Source organism: Nonomuraea sp. NPDC051298 (assembly GCF_055586305.1).
The window spans coordinates 215,103-233,249 of sequence record NZ_JBVJIM010000008.1; the positions used below are offsets into that span (position 1 = coordinate 215,103).

Annotated in this window: 16 protein-coding genes; 13 read left to right on the top strand and 3 right to left on the bottom strand. The window is 70.8% G+C overall.

Annotation, left to right across the window (positions count from 1 at the left end; genetic code table 11):
- The first annotated feature begins 137 nt into the window (after positions 1-137).
- The 11 genes from ACZ6S0_RS24415 to ACZ6S0_RS24465 all read left to right on the top strand — a co-directional run bounded on the left by ACZ6S0_RS24415 (position 138) and on the right by ACZ6S0_RS24465 (position 13,353).
- A complete protein-coding gene (locus ACZ6S0_RS24415; RefSeq protein ID WP_465921627.1) occupies positions 138-1,076 on the top strand; it encodes an ABC transporter ATP-binding protein in 939 nt (312 codons plus the stop codon).
- The gene (locus ACZ6S0_RS24420) at positions 1,073-1,828 is read left to right on the top strand and encodes an ABC transporter permease (RefSeq protein ID WP_465921628.1); all 756 of its coding nucleotides are present in this window, start codon (positions 1,073-1,075) and stop codon (positions 1,826-1,828) included. Before ACZ6S0_RS24415 ends, ACZ6S0_RS24420 begins: the two co-directional genes overlap by 4 nt.
- The gene (locus ACZ6S0_RS24425; RefSeq protein WP_465921629.1) at positions 1,821-2,618 is read left to right on the top strand and encodes an ABC transporter permease; all 798 of its coding nucleotides are present in this window, start codon (positions 1,821-1,823) and stop codon (positions 2,616-2,618) included. Before ACZ6S0_RS24420 ends, ACZ6S0_RS24425 begins: the two co-directional genes overlap by 8 nt.
- 211 nt (positions 2,619-2,829) lie before the next feature.
- A complete protein-coding gene (locus ACZ6S0_RS24430) occupies positions 2,830-4,080 on the top strand; it encodes an ABC transporter substrate-binding protein (RefSeq protein WP_465921630.1) in 1,251 nt (416 codons plus the stop codon).
- Positions 4,081-4,101: 21 nt separating this feature from the next.
- Positions 4,102-5,040 carry a carbohydrate ABC transporter permease gene (locus ACZ6S0_RS24435; protein ID WP_465921631.1) on the top strand — a complete coding sequence of 313 codons (939 nt, stop codon included), beginning with the start codon at positions 4,102-4,104 and terminating at the stop codon, positions 5,038-5,040.
- Positions 5,037-5,864: a carbohydrate ABC transporter permease gene (locus ACZ6S0_RS24440; RefSeq protein ID WP_465921632.1), complete on the top strand. Its 828-nt coding sequence runs from the start codon at positions 5,037-5,039 to the stop codon at positions 5,862-5,864. Before ACZ6S0_RS24435 ends, ACZ6S0_RS24440 begins: the two co-directional genes overlap by 4 nt.
- 24 nt (positions 5,865-5,888) lie before the next feature.
- A complete protein-coding gene (locus tag ACZ6S0_RS24445; protein ID WP_465921633.1) occupies positions 5,889-6,821 on the top strand; it encodes a dihydrodipicolinate synthase family protein in 933 nt (310 codons plus the stop codon).
- The gene (locus tag ACZ6S0_RS24450) at positions 6,818-7,555 is read left to right on the top strand and encodes a FadR/GntR family transcriptional regulator (protein ID WP_465921634.1); all 738 of its coding nucleotides are present in this window, start codon (positions 6,818-6,820) and stop codon (positions 7,553-7,555) included. Before ACZ6S0_RS24445 ends, ACZ6S0_RS24450 begins: the two co-directional genes overlap by 4 nt.
- Entirely contained in the window at positions 7,548-9,674 is a 2,127-nt protein-coding gene (locus tag ACZ6S0_RS24455) for an alpha-galactosidase (RefSeq protein WP_465921635.1), read from the top strand. Before ACZ6S0_RS24450 ends, ACZ6S0_RS24455 begins: the two co-directional genes overlap by 8 nt.
- Before the next feature lie 41 nt (positions 9,675-9,715).
- Positions 9,716-11,593 (top strand): hypothetical protein, encoded by a 1,878-nt coding sequence (locus tag ACZ6S0_RS24460; protein WP_465921636.1) that lies wholly within the window; start codon positions 9,716-9,718, stop codon positions 11,591-11,593.
- A 179-nt stretch (positions 11,594-11,772) separates the two neighbouring features.
- Positions 11,773-13,353, top strand: a complete 1,581-nt coding sequence (locus ACZ6S0_RS24465) for a DUF7405 family protein (RefSeq protein WP_465921637.1) — start codon at positions 11,773-11,775, stop codon at positions 13,351-13,353.
- A gap of 37 nt (positions 13,354-13,390) precedes the next feature.
- On the opposite strand, the gene ACZ6S0_RS24470 is transcribed toward ACZ6S0_RS24465, so the two are convergent.
- Entirely contained in the window at positions 13,391-14,323 is a 933-nt protein-coding gene (locus tag ACZ6S0_RS24470; RefSeq protein ID WP_465921638.1) for a dihydrodipicolinate synthase family protein, read from the bottom strand.
- Between the two features lie 111 nt (positions 14,324-14,434).
- Here ACZ6S0_RS24470 and ACZ6S0_RS24475 point away from each other — a divergent pair, with 111 nt between their 5' ends.
- Positions 14,435-14,854: a PepSY domain-containing protein gene (locus ACZ6S0_RS24475; RefSeq protein WP_465921639.1), complete on the top strand. Its 420-nt coding sequence runs from the start codon at positions 14,435-14,437 to the stop codon at positions 14,852-14,854.
- A 53-nt stretch (positions 14,855-14,907) separates the two neighbouring features.
- Here ACZ6S0_RS24475 and ACZ6S0_RS24480 read toward each other — a convergent pair whose 3' ends face one another.
- Entirely contained in the window at positions 14,908-16,092 is a 1,185-nt protein-coding gene (locus ACZ6S0_RS24480; RefSeq protein WP_465921640.1) for a 4-hydroxybenzoate 3-monooxygenase, read from the bottom strand.
- 159 nt (positions 16,093-16,251) lie between these two features.
- On the opposite strand from ACZ6S0_RS24480, the gene ACZ6S0_RS24485 reads away from it, so the two are divergent.
- Positions 16,252-17,004 carry an IclR family transcriptional regulator gene (locus ACZ6S0_RS24485; protein ID WP_465921641.1) on the top strand — a complete coding sequence of 251 codons (753 nt, stop codon included), beginning with the start codon at positions 16,252-16,254 and terminating at the stop codon, positions 17,002-17,004.
- 31 nt (positions 17,005-17,035) lie between these two features.
- On the opposite strand, the gene ACZ6S0_RS24490 is transcribed toward ACZ6S0_RS24485, so the two are convergent.
- On the bottom strand, positions 17,036-17,980 hold the full coding sequence (locus ACZ6S0_RS24490) for an IclR family transcriptional regulator (protein WP_465921642.1): 945 nt from the start codon (positions 17,978-17,980) through the stop codon (positions 17,036-17,038).
- Positions 17,981-18,147 lie beyond the last annotated feature (167 nt).

An 18,147-nucleotide genomic window follows, 5' to 3' on the forward strand; every position in this document is an offset into this window, starting at 1 on the left:
GGGCTCCACCACATCTCGGAAAGCTTGCCGTCATTTATCCGGATTGTCCGCCGAAATCGCCGTCCGGAAAGTTTGGGAAAGTCCGCCGGTAATGAAAACAACTTGCAGGACGCGCGTTTCGTAGAAAGAATTCTTCCATGATCGAAGTCGAGGGGTTAACCAAAGTCTTTCGCCGGCCACGCACTTTCTCCGGACCTTTCGGAGCGTTACGCACACTGGTCACCCGCCAGTACGACGACAAGACCGCCGTCGACGACGTCAGCTTCGAGATCGACGAGGGTGAGGTCATCGGCTACCTCGGCCCGAACGGCGCGGGCAAGTCCACCACCATCAAGATCCTCACCGGCATCCTCACCCCCACGAGCGGCACCGTGCGGGTGGGCGGCCTGGTGCCGTGGCGCGATCGCTCGGCCAACGCACGCAACGTCGGCGTGGTCTTCGGCCAGCGCAGCCAGTTGTGGTGGGACCTGCCGCTCATCGAGTCGTTCCGGCTGGTGGGCTCGCTCTACGACGTTCCCGCGCCGCGCTTCGAGGCGTCCATGAAGAGGCTGCGCGACGTGCTCGGGCTCGACGAGTTCCTCGACACCCCGGTCCGCCAGCTCAGCCTGGGCCAGCGGATGCGGGGCGACCTGGCCGCGGCCATGCTGTACGACCCACCGCTCCTCTACCTCGACGAGCCCACCGTCGGGCTGGATGTGCTGGCCAAGGAGGCCGTACGCGAGTTCATCGTGGAGACCAACCGCACCGGCCGCACCACCGTCATCCTCACCACGCACGACCTGGCCGACGTCGAGGCGTTGTGCGAGCGGATCATCCTCATCGACCACGGCCGGGTGCTCTTCGACGGCGCCATCGGCGCGCTGGTGAACCAGCCCAGGCGGCTGGTGGTGCTGCTGGAGTCCGCGCCGGAGGAGGTGCGCGGGGTGTCGCGGGACGCCGAGGGCCGCCACGTCTTCGAGATCCACGACGACCTGCCGGGCGTGATCGCCTCGATCGCCGCCGAGCACACCATCCGCGACCTGTCGGTCGAGGAGCCCGACCTGGAGAGCGTGATCAAGGGGATCTACACCCGATGACGCGCATCGGTTTCCGCCTCGCCCTGGCCTACCGCAGCAACATCGTGATGACCTGCGTGACGCTGATCGCCCAGGTGTTCCTGCTGCGCATGATCTGGACCTCGGTGTACGGCTCACGCCCCTCCGCCGCCGGGCTCACGCTGGAGGCGCTGCTGGCCTACCTGACCCTGGCCAACCTGCAGAGCTTCGCCACCCAGACCCTCGTCTCCAGGACCGTCCACCATCGCATCCGTACCGGCATGGTCTTCTTCGACCTGGCCAGGCCGGTCGGCTACCTGAGGCAGATGGCCGCCTTCCAGGTCGGGAACACCGTGGGCGGCCTGCTGCTGCTCGCCCCGGTCGTCCCGGTGGTGCTGCTGGTCGGCTCGATCACCACGCCGGTCAACGGACTGGGCTACGTGGTGACGCTGGTGCTCGGCTACGTGATCGCCGTGCAACTGGCGCTGCTGATCAGCCTGATCGGCTTCTGGACGATGGAGATCGGCGCGATCTCGCTGCTCTACCGGCTCGTCAGCCAGTTCTTCGCCGGGACGATGGTGCCGCTCGCCTTCTTCCCCGGCTTCCTGGGCGCGCTCGCCGAGGCCCTGCCCTTCAAGTATCTCGGTTACGTGCCCGCGGCGGTCTACGTCGGTCACATCCCGGACGTCACGGGCCCTGTTCTGGTCGAACTCGCCTGGGTCGCGGGGCTGTGGGGCCTGCTCGCGCTGACCTGGTCACGGGCCCACCGCAGGGTGGTGATCCAGGGTGGCTGAGATCCTGCGCGCCCTGCGGCTGTACGCGCTGCTCCAGCGCGCCTCCGCCCGCGGCGCCATGCAGTACCGGATGAACACCGTGATCGGCATCCTCAGCGGGGCGATCTGGCAGGGCACCGGATTCGCCTTCATCTGGGTGGTGATGCACACCTTCCCGTCGCTGGCGGGCTGGGGCCTGGCGGAGATCGCCTTCCTGTACGGCCTGCGCCTGACCGCCCACGCCCTGGCCATGATCCCCCTGATGAGCATGAACGACATCCAGTGGCTGGTCATCGGCGGGGAGTTCGACCGGTTCCTGCTGCGCCCGCTCAACCCCCTCGTCCAGCTCATGGGCAACCGGATGGGCATCGCCCAGTTCGGCGACCTGCTCGTGGGCCTGACGCTGCTCGCCGTGGCGAGTCAGGGCGCGCAGGTCCCGTGGAGCGCCTGGCTGATCGCGTTCTGCCTGATCGCGATCGTCGGCGGCGCGCTCATCGAGGCCGCCTTCTTCCTCGCGCTCTGCTCCCTGTCGCTGCGCATGATCGACACCTTCGCGCTGCGGGTCTTCGTCGACGACGTCTTCAGCAAGTTCGGCTCGTACCCGATGAAGATCTTCGGTGGCGCGGTCGAGTGGGTGCTCACGTTCGTGGTGCCGGTCGCCTTCGTGGCGTACGTGCCCGCGAGCGTCGTGCTCGGCAAGCTCGACAGCCCGTGGGCGCTCGCCGCGCCGCTGCTGGGGGTGGTGCTCGTCGCGCTGGCGTACCGGGTCTGGCGAAGCCAGCTCGACCACTACCAGAGCGTCGGCCACTGAGACCCGCCGAGTCTTGGGAAAGCCCTTTCTAGCTGGGGCGGCCGCGTAGCCCCAACGGGTCTGCGCGGCCCTCCTCGGCTCGGTCTTCGCGGTTAACCGTCCCTGTCGTCGGATGTGGGTGGTCCGTAACGAACGCGAAACATCTCATTGACAGAGATCAGATATCTAATCTATGTTCCGGTCCTGCTGATCCACGAAACAGGAGGGCCTCATGAGACTTGGTGGGGTTTCGCTTCGCCGCGTCGCGGCGCTGCTCATGGCGGGTGTGCTGGCGACGGGATGCGGGGGAGGCGGCGGGACCGACTCCGCCGGAGACAGCGGTGGCGAGAAGACGCTGACCCTGTGGCACTACTACGGCCCGCCGGACAGCGCGACCGGAGGGGCATTAGTGCGACTCGTGGAGCGGTACGAGCGCGAGCACCCGGGCGTCGACGTCCAGCCGCGGCACATCCCGTTCGGCGACTTCACCCGCACGCTGCTGCAGTCCGCCGCCGGCGGCGAACTGCCCGACATCGCGCTCATCAACGCCTTCCACACCCAGGCGATGGTGGAGGCGGGAATCATCCAGGAACTCGACGACAAGGTCGCCGCCTGGGGCAAGAAGGACGGCTTCTTCCCGGCGAGCTGGCAGACCACCCAGGTCGGCGGCAAGACCTACGGCCTGCCGCACCTCGCCGACGCGTACGCGCTCTACTACAACACCGACCTGCTCGACAAGGCCGGCGTGGAGCCGCCGAAGACCTGGGACGAGGTGGCGGCCACCGCGAAGAAGCTGGCCACCGGCGAACGCCAGGGCCTCGCGGTGAGCGGCATCGAGGGCGACGAGGGAGCCACCGGCCTGATCATCCGCATCCTGGCCGCGGGCGGCGACGTCGCCAAGGTGAACACGCCGCAGGCGACCAAGGCGCTCACCCAGTTCAAGGAGATGGTGGACTCCGGGGCCATGTCCAAGGGGATCCTGGGCTGGAACGAGGAGGACGTCAAGAACCAGTTCGCCAACGAGCGGACCGCCATGATGATCAACTCGGCCACGTACGTCAGCACCCTCCGCACCGAGAAGCCCGACCTGAAGTGGAAGGTCGCGCTGCTGCCCAAGGACACGCAGAACCCCACCCTGCTCGGCGCGGAGAACCTGACCATCACCTCCGGCAGCAAGAACCCCGACGCGGCCTGGGACCTGATGACGTGGATGCAGCGTCCGGAGGTGCTCGCCGAGTACCTCCCCGACCGGAACAAGCTGCCCGCCCGCAGCGACGTGCCCCCCGGCGAGGACGAGGCGCGCGCCGTGTTCCAGGAGCAGCTCAAGTCGGCCTGGGTGCCCGAGGGCCCGCTGGCGGCCTCCGCCAGCGAGGTGTTCACCCACCTCCAGGGCGCGCTGCAGGCCGCGATCAGCGGCTCGGCGAACGCGGGCGACGCCCTGACCCAGGCTCAGCAGAAGATCGACCAGGCGCTGGCCGGCTGAAGGCCCAGGTGAGGAGAGGCAGTGGCTCTGCTGCTCGGCAGGCGCTCCGCCGCGGCCGCGGGGGGAACCCCGCGCCCGCGGCGGCAGGTGCCGATCTCGACGTATCTCTTCGTGCTGCCCGCGGTGGTGTTCGTCACCGTCACGGTGCTGTACCCGCTCGTCTACAACATCGGGGTCAGCTTCCGTGACGTGGGCGTACGCGAGATCGTCGCCGGTGGCGGCGACTTCGTGGGGTTCGACAACTACCTGAGCAGGTTCGCCCGGCCGGAGTTCGGCCGCGCGCTCGCGATCTCGGTCATCTACACGGTGCTCTGCGTCGCGCTGTCGTTCGGCGGCGGCCTGGCGATGGCGGTGTTCCTGAACCGCCGCTTCCCCGGCCGCAACCTGATGCGCTCGGTGCTGCTGGTGGCCTGGGTGCTGCCGAGCGTCGTCAGCGCCAACATCTGGCGGTGGATGCTCGACGGCACCTACGGCCTGGTCAACACGGCGCTGGGCGCGCTCGGCCTGCTCGAACGTGACGTGTTCTGGCTGGTCGAGCCGGCCACGGCGCTCGTCGCGGTGGTCCTGGCCACCACGTGGACCATGGCCCCGTTCGCGATGATCCTGCTGCTGGCGGGCCTGCAGAACATCCCCGACAGCCTGTACGAGGCCGCCCGCATCGACGGCGCGAACACCTGGCAGCGCTTCACCCGCATCACCGTGCCGCTGCTGCGGCCGGTCAGCATGACGGTGCTGATGCTGCTGTTCGTGACCGTGTTCAAGACCTTCGACACCATCTACCTGATGACCCGTGGTGGTCCCGGCGGCGCCACCACGATCCTGCCCATCCACGCCTACCTGGAGGCTTTCCAGTTCTTCAGGTTCGGCACCGGGGCCGCCGAGACGACTGTCATGCTGTTGATCCCGCTGCTGCTGAGCGTGTTCTACTTCCGCTCGCTGAGGAAGGAGGAGCTGTCGTGACCTCCCTCCGCGCCTGGCTGAGCACGTCGATCGGCATACTCCTGGCCGCCCTGTACATCGTGCCCGTCTACTGGATGGTCGCGACCTCGCTCAAGCTGCCCGGCGACATCTTCGCCAGCCCGCCCGACCTGGTGCCCTCGCCGGTCACGTTCGGCGCGTACGCCGACAGCGTGCTGAACAACTCGGCCGTGCTGCGCGGCCTGGCCAACAGCACCGTGGTCGGGGCGGCCACGACGGTGCTGACGCTCGCGCTGGCCCTTCCCGCGGCGTACGGGCTGGCGCGGTTCCGGCTGCGCTTCGTCAACGCCTTCCTCCTGCTGTTCCTCGTGGTCCAGATGATCCCGGCGATCAACGTGGCGCTGCCGATGTTCGTGATCTTCAGTAATCTGGGACTCGTCAACACCTACGCGGGACTGGTCGTGGCCAACTGCTCCCTGGCGCTGCCTCTGGCCGTGACCGTGCTGCGGCCGTACTTCCTGGCGGTGCCCGGCGAGGTCGTCGAGGCGGCCCGGGTCGACGGCTGCAACCAGTGGCGGGCGTTCGTCCGCATCGCGCTGCCGGTGTCCGTGCCGGGCATCGTCACCGTCGCCGTGGTGAGCTTCCTCGGCGCCTGGGGCGAGTTCGTCTTCGCGCTCGCGCTGGCCACCAAGGACGAGATGCAGCCGATCAGTGTGGTCCTCGCGGGGCTGACCAACGCGTTCGGCACGCGCTGGAACGACGTCATGGCGGTCTCCGCCGTGGTCGCTCTGCCGATCTTCCTGGCGTTCCTCTTCCTGCAGCGCTTCGTCGTCGGAGGTCTGACGGCCGGGGCCAGCAAGAGCTAGCTCCCAAGAGAGAAGGGTTACTTGATGCACGTTGTTCCCGGAGGCACCGGCCTCGAGATCTGGGCGGCCGTCAACACGCCGTTCGGCCCCGAAGGCGAGCTTCGCCTGGAGGCCGTCGGCGAGCAGGCCGCCCACCTGCTCGGGGAGGGGGTGAACGGCGTCTTCGTCGGCGGGACGACGGGGGAGTTCCCCGCCCTGTCCACCGCTGAGCGGCTGGAGCTGGCCGCGGCGTGGGCCGAGCACCGTCCGGCCGGGCTGGGGCTCGGCGTGCATGTCGGGCACACCGCCCTGGGGCAGGCGCGCGAACTCGCCGCTCAGGCGGCCAGCCTCGGGGCCGACATGATCGCCGCGGTGGCCCCCTACTACGGCACCTCCGCCAAGGTGGAGGCGGTGGTGGCGCACCTGGCCGCAATCGCGGAGGCGGCGCCCGGCGTGCCGCTCTGCTACTACCACATTCCCGGCATGACGGGCCTGGACCTGCCGGTGTCCGCGGTGGTCGCCGAGGGCGTCAAGCACGTCCCGACGCTGACGGCCGTGAAGTTCACCGACGGCGACCTGCTGGAGTTCGCCAGGACCCAGCAGGTCGCGCCCGGCGTGCGCGTCTACTGGGGCAAGGACGAGCTGCTCCCCGCGGCGCTGGCGCTGGGCGCGCGGTCCGTCATCGGCAGCCTGTACAACTTCCTCGCCCCCCGCGCCCGGCAGGTCTTCGCCGCCGCCACGGAGGGACGCCTGGACGAGGCCGCGCACCTGCACCGTCCCTTCAGGGACGTGGCCGAGCTGGCCGACCGGCTCGGCTCGCTCGCCACGGTCAAGGAACTGGTCTCCCGGTTCGGGCCCCGCACCGGGCGGTGCCGCTCGCCATGGGACTCGCTGCCCGCCGACGCGATGGCGCAGATCGACCGCCTGGCCGAGGACCTGCGGCCGATCGTGGCGGAGCGGACGGGGACGGCGAGTTGACCAAGTCGCCCATCTACCGCGAGGCGCAGGCCCGCCTCAAGGAGTACATCCAGACGCACAGGTTGCGTCCGGGCGATCGGCTGCCGCCGGAGGCGGCCCTAGCCAGTGAGCTGGGCGTCAGCAGGCTCTCGCTGAGGGAGGCCACCAGGAGCCTGCAGACGCTCGGGGTGATCGAGGCGCGGCATGGCAACGGGCTGTTCGTCTCCGCCTTCTCCTTCCGTCCCATCATCGAGCAGTTGCCGTACGGGCTGGCCGACACCGGCGCCCGCTTCGGCGAGATCCTGGTGGCGCGCGAGGCCATGGAGGTGGGGCTGATGGCGTTCGTCGCCAAGCTCCCGGCCAGCGTCGAGCTGCACGAATGCGAGCGGCTGGCCAAGGTGATGGGGGAGCGGGAGACGGCCGGGGTGCCCACCTCCGACGTGGACAAGGAGTTCCACCTGCGGCTTTACCGGGCGCTCGGCAACACGCTGGTCGACCAGGTGATAGAGACGTTCTGGGAGCTGTTCGCCCGGCTGGGGGAGGCTCTCAAAGCGCCGGGGAAGCGCAGGCTGGCGCCCATCCACCTGGCGATCGTACGGGCCCTGCGCGAGGGTGACGCGGAGCTGGCGGCGGCCGAGATGCGCGCGCACTTCGACGACGTACGCCGGCGGATCGCCCTCATCGACCCGGCGGACGCCCGCCCGCCCTCCGGCGAGCAGGCCCCACCGGCAGGTCAGGGCGGCGCGCATGCCTGAGCCGCTGATCCTGAGCGCCGACGGCACGGCGCTCGTGCTGAGCCTCGACGGCCCCGGGTTACCCAGTGTCCTGCACTGGGGCCCGGCCCTGGGCCCGCTGGACGGCGTGTCGCTCGACGCGCTGACCGGCGCCTGGACCCCCGCCCGGCTCGGCGCCTCCCCGCCGGTCCCGCCCGTGCTGTCGCTGCTGCCCGGTGAGCACGAGGGCTGGCAGGGACGGCCCGGCGTCGCGGGACACGGCGAGGGCCGCCCGCCCCACCTGCGGTTGCGTACGACGGACGTCGAGGCGGAGGCCCCCGAGGGCCGGGTGCTCATCCGTGCCGAGGACGCGGAGGCGGGCGTCGGCACCGCGACCGAGCTGCACCTGGAGCCCCAAGGGGTGGTGCGGCTGCGGCACACGCTGACCAACCTCGGCAGCACCCCGTGGACCCTGGCCGCGCCGCTGTCAGTGCTGCCGGTGCCCGACCACGCGGGCGAGCTGATGGACTGGACCGGACGCTGGGGCCGCGAGCGCCACCCCCAGCGTTCCCCCTTCCACCAGGGCATCCGCTCCCTGGAGCTGCGCCGGGGACGCACTGGGCACAGCGCCACCGGCCTGCTGGTCGCCGGCACCCCCGGCTTCGGCTTCCGGCACGGGGAGGTGTGGGCGGTGCACCTCGGCTGGAGCGGCAACCACCAGCACCACGCCGAGCGGCTTCCCGAGGGCTGGTCGGTCATCGGCGCGGGCGAACTGCTCGGCCCCGGCGAGGTACGGCTGGCTCCGGGCGAGTCGTACGCGTCCCCGTGGGCCTACTTCGCCTACTCCGACCGCGGCCTCGACGGTGTGAGCGACCGCCTGCACCGGTGGCTGCGCGCCCGTCCCGGCCATCCGCGCACGCCTCGTCCGGTCGTGCTGAACACCTGGGAGGCCGTCTACTTCGACCAGCGGCCCGACCACCTCCTCACCCTGGCGGAACGCGCCGCCGAGATCGGCGTGGAACGGTTCGTCCTGGACGACGGCTGGTTCCACGGCCGGGGGAACGACACCGCCGGGCTCGGCGACTGGCACGTCGCGAAGGACACCTGGCCCGAGGGGCTCAACCCGCTGGCCGACCGCGTCCGCGAACTCGGCATGGAGTTCGGGCTCTGGGTCGAACCCGAGATGGTCAACCTCGACTCCGACCTGGCCCGCGCCCACCCCGACTGGCTGCTGGCCGCGCCGGGCCGCACCCCGCGCGAGTGGCGCCACCAGCACGTGCTCGACCTGGCCGTCCCCGACGCCTTCGAGCACATCCTCGGGCGGCTGGACGCCCTGGTGAGCGAGTACGGCGTCGGCTACCTGAAGTGGGACCACAACCGTGACCTGCTGGAGGCCGTGCACGACGGCGGCCCCGGCGTCCGGGCGCAGACCCTGGCGCTCTACCGGCTGCTCGACCGCCTGCGCGAGCGGCATCCACGGCTGGAGATCGAGTCGTGCTCCTCCGGCGGCGCGCGCATCGACCTCGGCATCCTGGCCCGTACCGACCGGGTGTGGGCCTCCGACACCAACGACCCGCTGGACCGGCAGGACATCCAGCGCTGGCTGTCGGTCCTGGTGCCGCCGGAGCTGATCGGCTCGCATATCGGGCCGCCGACCGCCCACGTCACCGGCCGCGCCGCCGACCTGCCCTTCCGCGCGGCCACCGCGTTGTTCGGCCACGCGGGGCTGGAGTGGGACCTGACCACCTGCACGCCTGAGGAGCTGGCGTACCTGCGCCGCTGGACGGAGGCGTACAAGCGGCTGCGGCCGCTGCTGCACGGCGGGGAGGTCGTCAGGGTCGACCCGGGCCACCGGCCCGAACTCCTGACCCACGGCGTGGTCTCGGCCGACCGCCGTCATGCGCTGTTCGCCTGCGTCGCCACCGCCACCTCCCCGTACGTCGCGCCGCCCCGGCTCCGGCTGGCCGGGCTCGACGAACACGCCACCTACCACGTGACACCCCTGACCGACCTGACCGCCGCCCCGGACCGCCGCTTCCGCCAGCCGGCCTGGTCGGCCGCGGGAACCACGCTGCCCGGCGCCCTGCTCACGCGGGCGGGGCTCGCGGCCCCGCTGCTCAACCCGTCCCAGGCAATGCTCATCGAGCTTCGCGCCCGCTGAGCCGTAACGGATCCCTCTCAACCCCCATGCAAGGAGCCGTCATGTCCCATGCCCCCGTACCCCCGATGTCGCGGCGCAGCCTGCTCGGATACGCCGGCGCAGGCGCCACCGGCGCGGTCCTCCTCGGCGCCTCCCCCGCCGCGGCCCAGACCGGGGCCGCACAGACCGGGGCCGCACAGACCGGGGCCGCACAGACCGAGGCGGCTCGGCGGGCCGCCGCGGCGCTGCCGGTGGCCAGCGCGGCCGCGGTCGCGTCCACCCACATACCGGCCACGCACACGGTGCTGCGCACCGACGGCTACGCCGAGCCCGGTGACGGCGGCGGCGCGCTCTACCGGCGGCTGACCGCCGCCCCGGGCAGGACCGACCGGTGGCACCTGAAGTCGGCGGACGGCGCCTGGTGGGAGATCGCCGACGACGTGGTCTCGGTCCGGGCCCTGGGCGCCAAGGGCGACTACGACGAGGAGAGCGGCACGGGCGCCGACGACACCGAGGCCCTGCTGGCCGCCGCCCGCCTGAACCGGGTCATCTACGTGCCCGGCACCGACAAGACCTACCGGACCACCCAGCTCATCTCGCTGCAGCTCGACGGCACGACCTGGTACGGCGACGGCTACCGTTCCAAGATCACCCTGTTCTCGATCGAGACCGGGGCCGGCGCGCTGATCGGCATCCGCGGTGACGCGCCCACCACGGCCGACGGCCCGCCCGCGCGCACGGTGCGCGGCGTCCGGGTCTCCGGCCTGCACCTGGACACGCGCAACACCAAGAACAACAACGGTCTGGGCGGCTCGTTCCTGGCGGATGTGCGCGTGGACAACATGTACTTCAGCCGCATCGGCCGCAAGGCGCTGACCTTCCAGTACCACTGCCGCAACGTGCAGTGCCAGGACATCACGATCTACAGCACCGCGACCGAGCCCGGTTCGACGTTCTCGGCGATCAGCGTGGAGGGGCAGACGGCGGGGGTCGACCTCAGCTACTACCCCGGAGGCGTGAAGAGCACCGCCGACCTGGCCGGCACCGACATCTCCGACATCGGGTTCACCAAGGTGTCCTGCACGACCACGGGCTACAACGGCATCGTGGTCTCCAACGCCTATCGGGTGAGCTTCCGGGACATCGACTTCGGCAACACGTCCGGAGCGGGATCCTTCGTGATCTTCACCCGGCTGGTGCGCGACAGCCACCTCCGCGGCATCCGCGGCGGCGACACCAACCGCCGCATGATCTTCTTCGACGCCGACGTGCGCAACTGCTCGGTGCGCGACTTCCACTTCGGCGCCACCCTCGGCAGCGCCGCCGACGGCCGGGCGATCCACTGCGCGGGGCCGTCGAACACGTTCGCCGACGGCTCCGTGGCCCACCGCAACTCCGCGGCGCAGGAGGCGGTCTTCGTCACCGCCGCCAACGTCACGGTCTCCGGCCTGGAGGTACGCGAGAGCACCGGGACGTTCGTGCTCAACGGCGCGCCCGCCGCCGAAGGGCTGACCCTCACCGGCTCGCACTTCACCTCGGCAGGGGCCGCCGCGTTCCGGGTCAAGGGCCCGAGGAGCGTCATCCACCACAACCGCTTCGACGTCGCCGGAGCGCCGTTCGCCGGTCGCTTCGAGGGCCTCGACAACCAGTGCGTCGGCAACACCATCGCGGGTACGGGCGAGCAGCGGCTGATCGTCACCACCGGGGCCTCGGCGCTGATCGCCATGAACACCTTCGGCGCGGGGTCGAAGATCAAGTTCGACGGCGGCACCCTGTACGCGGGGGCCTGCTTCGGCAACACCGGGCTCGACGGCATCGCCCCCAACCACCTGCCCATGGGCGGCGGCGCGCTGCACGTGGACGGCGGCGGCCGGCTGCGGGTCAAGCCCACACCCTTCACCTCCGACACCGACGGCACGGTCGTCGGCACGCAGACCTGACCTGACAGCGCGTCGGTGGGTCACCGGGAAGGCCGTCGCGCCTTTCCGGTGACCATGAGAGTTTCGAATAATCACCGCACGCAGAGGCGCCTATTTCGAATATTAGTCGGGACAAAGCGCCGTCCAAAATGCGGAAAAGACCGGTTTTGGCGGGCCGGTGGCATGGTACGACGCCCGGCATGGCAGGCAGCGAAGGAAGCGACTCGCCCGAGGCGCAGGACAAGAGAATGCCGAGCAGGCGGTATCTGCTCGCCGGGGGCACCCTCGCCGCGGCCCTGGCCTCCGCGGGAATCTACGAACTCGTCGACGCGCTGATCGGGACGCGGGAACGGCCGACCCCGCCCACCCCCTCCACCCCGCCGTCCCGGCCCGCCCTGCCGCCGGAACAGTACGTCTTCCCACGCCCGCGCGTCATCATGGACGACGGCACCGGAGTCGCCAGCAGCAAGGGCACGATGGCGGTGGCGATCCCGCCGTACCACGCTCATGTCATCACGGCGAAGCTGAACGTGCCGGCCGACGCGAAATCCCTCCAGGCGGCGCAGCGCCACCTGGAAGAAGTGCTGCGCCGCCTGGAACAGCAGTTCCCGCCCGCCCCGAGCGGAGTAACCGTCACGGTGTCCTGGGGGCTGCCGTATTTCGAGAATTACATTCCCCGGCTCGGGAAGGGGTCCGGCTATTTCGACGCCGGCACGGCGTACCCGGCGTATTTGCCGGTGGACCTGACCACCTCGAAAGAGCGCGGGAAAACCGTTTACGCGCTGCAGGAGTCGAGGACCTTTCCCAGCGACGAGCCGCCGCCCGGCTTCGGGCCGATCCGCCTGGAACAGAACGACGTGGCCGTCCTGCTGCGCGGCGACTCGCTCACCACCCTCATGACCGCCACGAACGCGCTGTTCGGGACGGGCGCCGACCAGGCGGGCGACCTGTTCAAGGTCACCAGCATCCGCCGGGGCTTCACCGGCGGCGGGCACACCGGAGGACAGACGCTGGCCAGCAAACTGGCGATCGAGCACGACCTGCCGGGCGCGAAGCTCATTCCCCGGCAGTCGCCGATCTTCCTGGGATTCACCACCACGCTCAGGGACGCGGAGAGCTCCACCCCCGTCTCCAACTTCGAGACGTTTCCCGGCTGGACCGACCAGTGGCCCAACGGCTATTTCAAGCAGGGGACCATCATGCCCCTGTCGCACCTGTTCCAGGACCTCGTGGCCTGGTACTCCACGACGTTCCCGAAATTCGAGGACCGCATCCACGCCATGTTCCGCCCGGGAATCTCCTTCCCGCCGAACACGGTCACGGCGGACCCGCCGGAGCAGAACGAGGCCGACGTCCTTCACGACATAGCGAAATTCCACGCCTACGGGCACAACGGGAGCATGCAGCCGGTGAACCGCCTGCAGCGGGAACTGACCAGCAACTACGGCCACCGCTACCCCGTGAACACGGCCATCACGAATCGCGGCGACTTCGCCACGATGGACAACCCGTTCCACTACACCTCGGATCCCGCGGGAGACCACTACAGCAAGCAGCCGGCCGCCGGGCTGCATTTCCTGCTCTTCACCCCGACGACCGAGATCTTCAACCGCGTGCGCCTCGCCATGGACGGCGAGCTGCCCGGCGGCAGGCGCGCCTCCTTCTCCCCGCGCTCCCGGGCAGCGGGCCTGAACTCCGTCGTGCACACGACGCACCGGCAGAACTTCCTGATCCCGCCGCGCTCCCACCGGTCCTTCCCGCTCGCCGAGTTCCTGGCCTGAACGCGGGCGGCGCGGGCCGGCGGTCACCCGGGCCGGCTCACCGGCCGTCCGGGAACAGTTCGGGCAGGTCGGTCCGGGCGATCGGGCGCAGCCGCAGCGCGTACGCCTCATCGACCGACCGGTACGGCCACCGGATCCTGGTCCCGAGGTCGGCCCAGCCGCCGACGTGGGCCAGGAACTTGTCGAGTGCCGGGTTGGAGTAGCCCTCGGCCTGGAGCGGGGCCACGTATTCGGCGAAGAACCGGGCGATCCGCCGTTCGACGTCGCGCGCCGCCGCGCCGTCCGACCTGATCAGCCGCTGCCAGGCCATGGCGCCGGTGGGATTGAGCGCGGCGATGTTGGAGTAGGAGCCCTTCGCGCCGAGTTCCGTGCCCGTGGCGAGGGTGTGCCCGGCGACGAAGAGCGCGAGGTCGCCCGCCTTGCCGGTGATCTCGGCGTACCAGGCGGGGTCGCCGCCCGCGACCTTCATCCCGATGAGCGCGGGCAGGCGTTCGGCGAGCACGGCGTACTCGTCCGGCCCCACCTGGGTCTTGGCGTGCGGCGGGTTGTAGAGCACCAGCGGGACGGGGTCGGCCACCTCCGCGGCCCGCTCCAGGAACGTCAGGACCTCGGACCGGGAGAGCGGCACCCAGTCGGGCAGCGTCACCTGGATCGCGCCGGGCTCGACCGCCCGCGCCATGGCCACCCGCCGCAGGCAGGCCCGCGCGCTCATGTGCCCGGCGCCGATCTGGATCGGGCGTCCCGCGAACCGCTCCGCGACCAGCTCGTTGACCTGCTGGAACTCCTCGTCGTCCAGCTCGTGGAACTCACCGGCCGTGCCGTGGGCGTAGACGCCGTCGAGCCCGGCGGCGGCCAGCACGTCCAGCTCGTCCAGCAGGCGGGGGCGGTCGATGGTGTCGTCGGGGCGGAGCGGCAGCAGCACGGTGCCCCACGTTCCGCTGAGGGTCTCGCGGGAGAGAAATTTGGACATACAACGAATCTTCCCCCCTCGGCCACACGCGCGTTCCCCGCACCCCTCCAGGAGCCCGGCCTTAACCGCCGCTTAGCGCGCGGTTACCGGCGTCGGCGGTTGAGTGAGGCCATGCAGCTCATGAAGAGGTTCATCGTCGTAGGCACCGGAGCCGTCACGTTGATCGCGGGCGGAGGCGTGGCCCTGGCCGCGACCGCGTCCGCCCCGGCGGGCACGACCGCTCTCACCACCGGGGCCACCGGTAAGGTCACCAGACAGCAGGCCGTACGCATCGCGCTCAAGGCGGTGCCGGGAGCCAAGGTCACCAAGGTCGAGTACGAACGCCGGGGCACGCGTCCGGACGTGTGGGAGATCAAGCTCCTCAAGGGCTCCCAGCGCCACGAACTGTACGTCGCCGTCGCCACCGGCAAGATCATTCACCACGAGAGCCGCCGGGCCGACAAGGACGACGACGGCGGTCGTGACGACGACGGCGGTCGGCACGGCGGCGACGACGACCACGGAGGCCGGCACGGCGGCGACGACGACTGATCGCGCCGCGCCCGGGTCACCCGCGCGGTGACCCGGGACGGCACACCCGCGGGTCAGCCGTGCGGCCAGCCCGTGTACCCCTCGGCCAGGTACGTCGCCCCCGCGCGGGACCCGGCGACCGCGTCCAGTTCGCCGAGTTGCCGGCGTACGTCGAAGTCCGTGGACTCCTCGGTGGAGTGGAGCATCGTGGTCATCCAGTAGGAGAAGTGCTGGGCCCGCCACACCCTGGCCAGCGCGCGTTCTGTGTAGTCGTCCAGTGCCGAACGGTCGTTCTTGCGCAGGGCCCGTTCCAGCACCTCGGCGAGCACCCGTACGTCGGCGAGCGCCAGGTTGAGGCCCTTCGCGCCGGTCGGCGGCACGGTGTGGGCGGCGTCCCCGGCGAGGAGCAGGTTGCCGTGGCGCATCGGCTCGCAGACGTACGAACGGAACGGGAGCACGGTCTTCTCGAAGATCCGGCCCTCCTTCAGCGCGAAGCCGTCCTCGCCCGCCAGGCGCGCCTGCAGCTCCGACCAGATCCGGTCCTCCGGCCAGTCGTCGACCGCCTCCTCGGGCGAGCACTGGAAGTACATCCGCTGCACGCGGTCGGTCCGCTGGCTGATCAGCGCGAACCCGCGATCCGACCGGGTGTAGATGAGCAGCGGCGCGCTGGGCGGGGCCTCGCACAGGATCCCGAACCAGGCGAACGGATACTGGCGGAAATACTCCCTGCGCCCGGCGACGGAGAGGCGGGTCATGCTGCGCGAGCCGTCCGCGCCGACCAGAACGTCGCAGCGCACCTCGTGGGCCACGCCGTCGGCGTCGGTGAACAGCAGGCCCGGCCGGTCGGAGGTCACGTCCACCACCGACGTCCCGGTCACGCCGAAGCGGACGTCGCCGCCGTCGCGCAGCCGGGCGTCGGCGAGGTCGACGAACACGTCGGTCTGCGGGTAGAGCCAGGTCGAGGCGCCGACCAGGCCCTGGAAGTCGATCCGGTGGCTGACCCCGCCGAAGCGCAGGTCGATGCCCGGATGCTCGTGCCCCTCGCGGAGCACCCGGTCCGACACGCCGGACTCGACCAGGAGCCGGACGCTGTCGCGTTCGAGGATGCCGGCGCGGTGGGTGTGCTCGATCTCGTCACGGGAGCGCAGGTCGATGACCACCGACTCGATGCCGGCGACGTGCAGCAGGTGCGACAGCATGAGACCGGCGGGCCCACCGCCGACGATGCCCACGGTGGTGCCGGAGACGGTACGGGGCATGCGGCCACCCTTCACTGATCGTCGGGACGTCGGGCGGGCACGTGCCCGAGTCAGCAGCGTCGCCTGGCGCGGGTGCCCGGTTCGAGCCTAGGCTTCCACTGAGCGGAAGAACAGGACGACGGCTAGGCACCGGGCGGCGGACGGGCCGGAGGGCAGGCGATGGCGGGTAACACTTCGGCGCCGGGTGCCACGGTGGTCTCGCGTGCGCTGGCGCTGCTCTACGCGTTCGACGACCGGCACCGCCGGCTGACGCTCACCGAGCTGGCCCGGCGGGCGGGCCTGCCGGTGCCCACCGCGTACCGGCTGGCCGGGGAGCTGGTCGCCGGCGGTGCGCTGGTGCGGCGGGCCGACGGCGCGTACGTCGTGGGCCGGCGGCTCTGGGACGTCGGGCTCCTCGCTCCCGTGCAGACCGGGCTGCGCCGGATCGCCGCGCCGTTCCTCAACGACATCCACGCCGTCACGCGGGCGACCGTGCACCTGGCCATCAGGGACGGCGCCAAGGTGCTCTACCTGGAACGGCTGTCCGGGCGGGCCTCGGTCCCGGTCGTGAGCCGGGTCGGCGCGCGGCTGCCCATGCACGCGACCGGCGTCGGCAAGGCGCTGCTCGCGTACGCCCCGTACGAGGTCCAGGAGGCGGTGATGGCCGACCTCGCCCCGCTGACGCCGTACACGATCACGCGTCCCGACCGGTTGCGGGCCCAACTGGAGCAGGTACGCCGCGACGGCTGCGCCACGACGGTCGAGGAGATGACGCTCGGGGCCTGCTCGATCGCGGTCCCGGTACGCGGCAGGGACGGCGAGGCCGTCGCCGCGATCGGTGTCGTCGTGCCGACGCTGAAGCGCGACCGCGCCCGGCTGCTGTCGGCCCTCCAGGTGGCCGCGCAGGGTGTCACGCGCAGCCTCGGCGGCTGACCCGGCCGCCGTGCCGTCCGGTCAGGATCGGTCAGGACCTGTGCCCGCGCAGGTCGTGCGTGATGGCGGCGGCCGTCGCGGTGAGCGTCGGCGTCAGCGCCACGAGCTGCCTGCGTGTCCACCTGGTACGCGGGGCCGCGACGGTGAGGGCGGCGATCGGCCGGCCGTGCGCCCCGTTGACCGGTACGGCGATCGCGCACACCTCGACGAGGTGCTCGCCGAGGTTGAGCGCGTAGCCGCAGTCGCGGGTCTTCTCCAGCTCGTGTTCGAGCGCCTGGCGCTCCGGCAGCGTGTACCGGGTCACCCTCCGTAGCTCGGACGGGTAGTAGGTGCGCAGGATCGCCTTCGGCAGGTACGCGAGCAGCACCTTCCCTCCGGCGGTGGCGTAGGCCGGTAGCCGGGCGCCGGTGCGGGTGGCCACGTGCAGCGGCTGGCGGGACTGGACGCCGTCGATGAACAGGGCCTCCGCGCCGTCGAGCACGACGAGGTTGACGGTCTCGTCGACCACCGAGCGCAGCCGGGAGAGGTGGGAGTGGCCCACGGCGACCAGGTTGTGATCGACCCTGCTCTGCTCGGCGAGCTTCCGTGCCGCGAGCCCGAGCCGGTACCTGCGGGAGTGCGGGTCCTGCTCGACGAAGTCGTGCTGGCGCATGATCGAGAGCAGGCGGTGCGCGGTGGACACCGCGACGTCTAGCTCCCTGCTCAGTTCGCTGACCCCCAGCGACTCGTGGGTGGCGAGCACGAGCAGCGCCCGCAGGCACTTGCTCACGGCATCGTTCGGCTCGCCCTTGGGTGGTACGGCCTCGTTCGGCTCGCCTTGCGGCGGCGCGGCACTGTCCGGCGCGTCCTTGGGCGGCACGGCGCTGTCCGGAGCGTCCATGGGTGGCGCGGCGCTGTCCGGCGCATCCTTGGGGGCGGCCGGGGCGTTCGGGTCGCCCGGCGGTGGGGCCGGGGCGGTGGGGTCGGTCTTCGGCATCGTGGAAATCCTCGGCTCCATTATTGCCCGGTTATCTGGGTCGTCATTAGCGTGCAACCTCCAGGAAATCTTCGCCAGACGCATGCGACGAAGCCGCAGGAGTTTTCGACATGTTGGAAAGGAGGGGCTCCACGTGGACGCTTCTTCCCCGGCCCCGACGAGGGCGG

Excerpts from the sequence above, each read along its gene's own strand:
- ACZ6S0_RS24415 (WP_465921627.1), top strand. The coding sequence starts at position 138 with ATGATCGAAGTCGAGGGGTTAACCAAAGTCTTTCGCCGGCCACGCACT.
- ACZ6S0_RS24420 (WP_465921628.1), top strand. The coding sequence starts at position 1,073 with ATGACGCGCATCGGTTTCCGCCTCGCCCTGGCCTACCGCAGCAACATC.
- ACZ6S0_RS24430 (WP_465921630.1), top strand. The coding sequence starts at position 2,830 with ATGAGACTTGGTGGGGTTTCGCTTCGCCGCGTCGCGGCGCTGCTCATG.
- ACZ6S0_RS24445 (WP_465921633.1), top strand. The coding sequence starts at position 5,889 with ATGCACGTTGTTCCCGGAGGCACCGGCCTCGAGATCTGGGCGGCCGTC.
- ACZ6S0_RS24455 (WP_465921635.1), top strand. The coding sequence starts at position 7,548 with ATGCCTGAGCCGCTGATCCTGAGCGCCGACGGCACGGCGCTCGTGCTG.
- ACZ6S0_RS24460 (WP_465921636.1), top strand. The coding sequence starts at position 9,716 with ATGTCCCATGCCCCCGTACCCCCGATGTCGCGGCGCAGCCTGCTCGGA.
- ACZ6S0_RS24465 (WP_465921637.1), top strand. The coding sequence starts at position 11,773 with ATGGCAGGCAGCGAAGGAAGCGACTCGCCCGAGGCGCAGGACAAGAGA.
- ACZ6S0_RS24470 (WP_465921638.1), bottom strand. The coding sequence starts at position 14,323 with ATGTCCAAATTTCTCTCCCGCGAGACCCTCAGCGGAACGTGGGGCACC.
- ACZ6S0_RS24475 (WP_465921639.1), top strand. The coding sequence starts at position 14,435 with ATGCAGCTCATGAAGAGGTTCATCGTCGTAGGCACCGGAGCCGTCACG.
- ACZ6S0_RS24480 (WP_465921640.1), bottom strand. The coding sequence starts at position 16,092 with ATGCCCCGTACCGTCTCCGGCACCACCGTGGGCATCGTCGGCGGTGGG.
- ACZ6S0_RS24485 (WP_465921641.1), top strand. The coding sequence starts at position 16,252 with ATGGCGGGTAACACTTCGGCGCCGGGTGCCACGGTGGTCTCGCGTGCG.
- ACZ6S0_RS24490 (WP_465921642.1), bottom strand. The coding sequence starts at position 17,980 with ATGCCGAAGACCGACCCCACCGCCCCGGCCCCACCGCCGGGCGACCCG.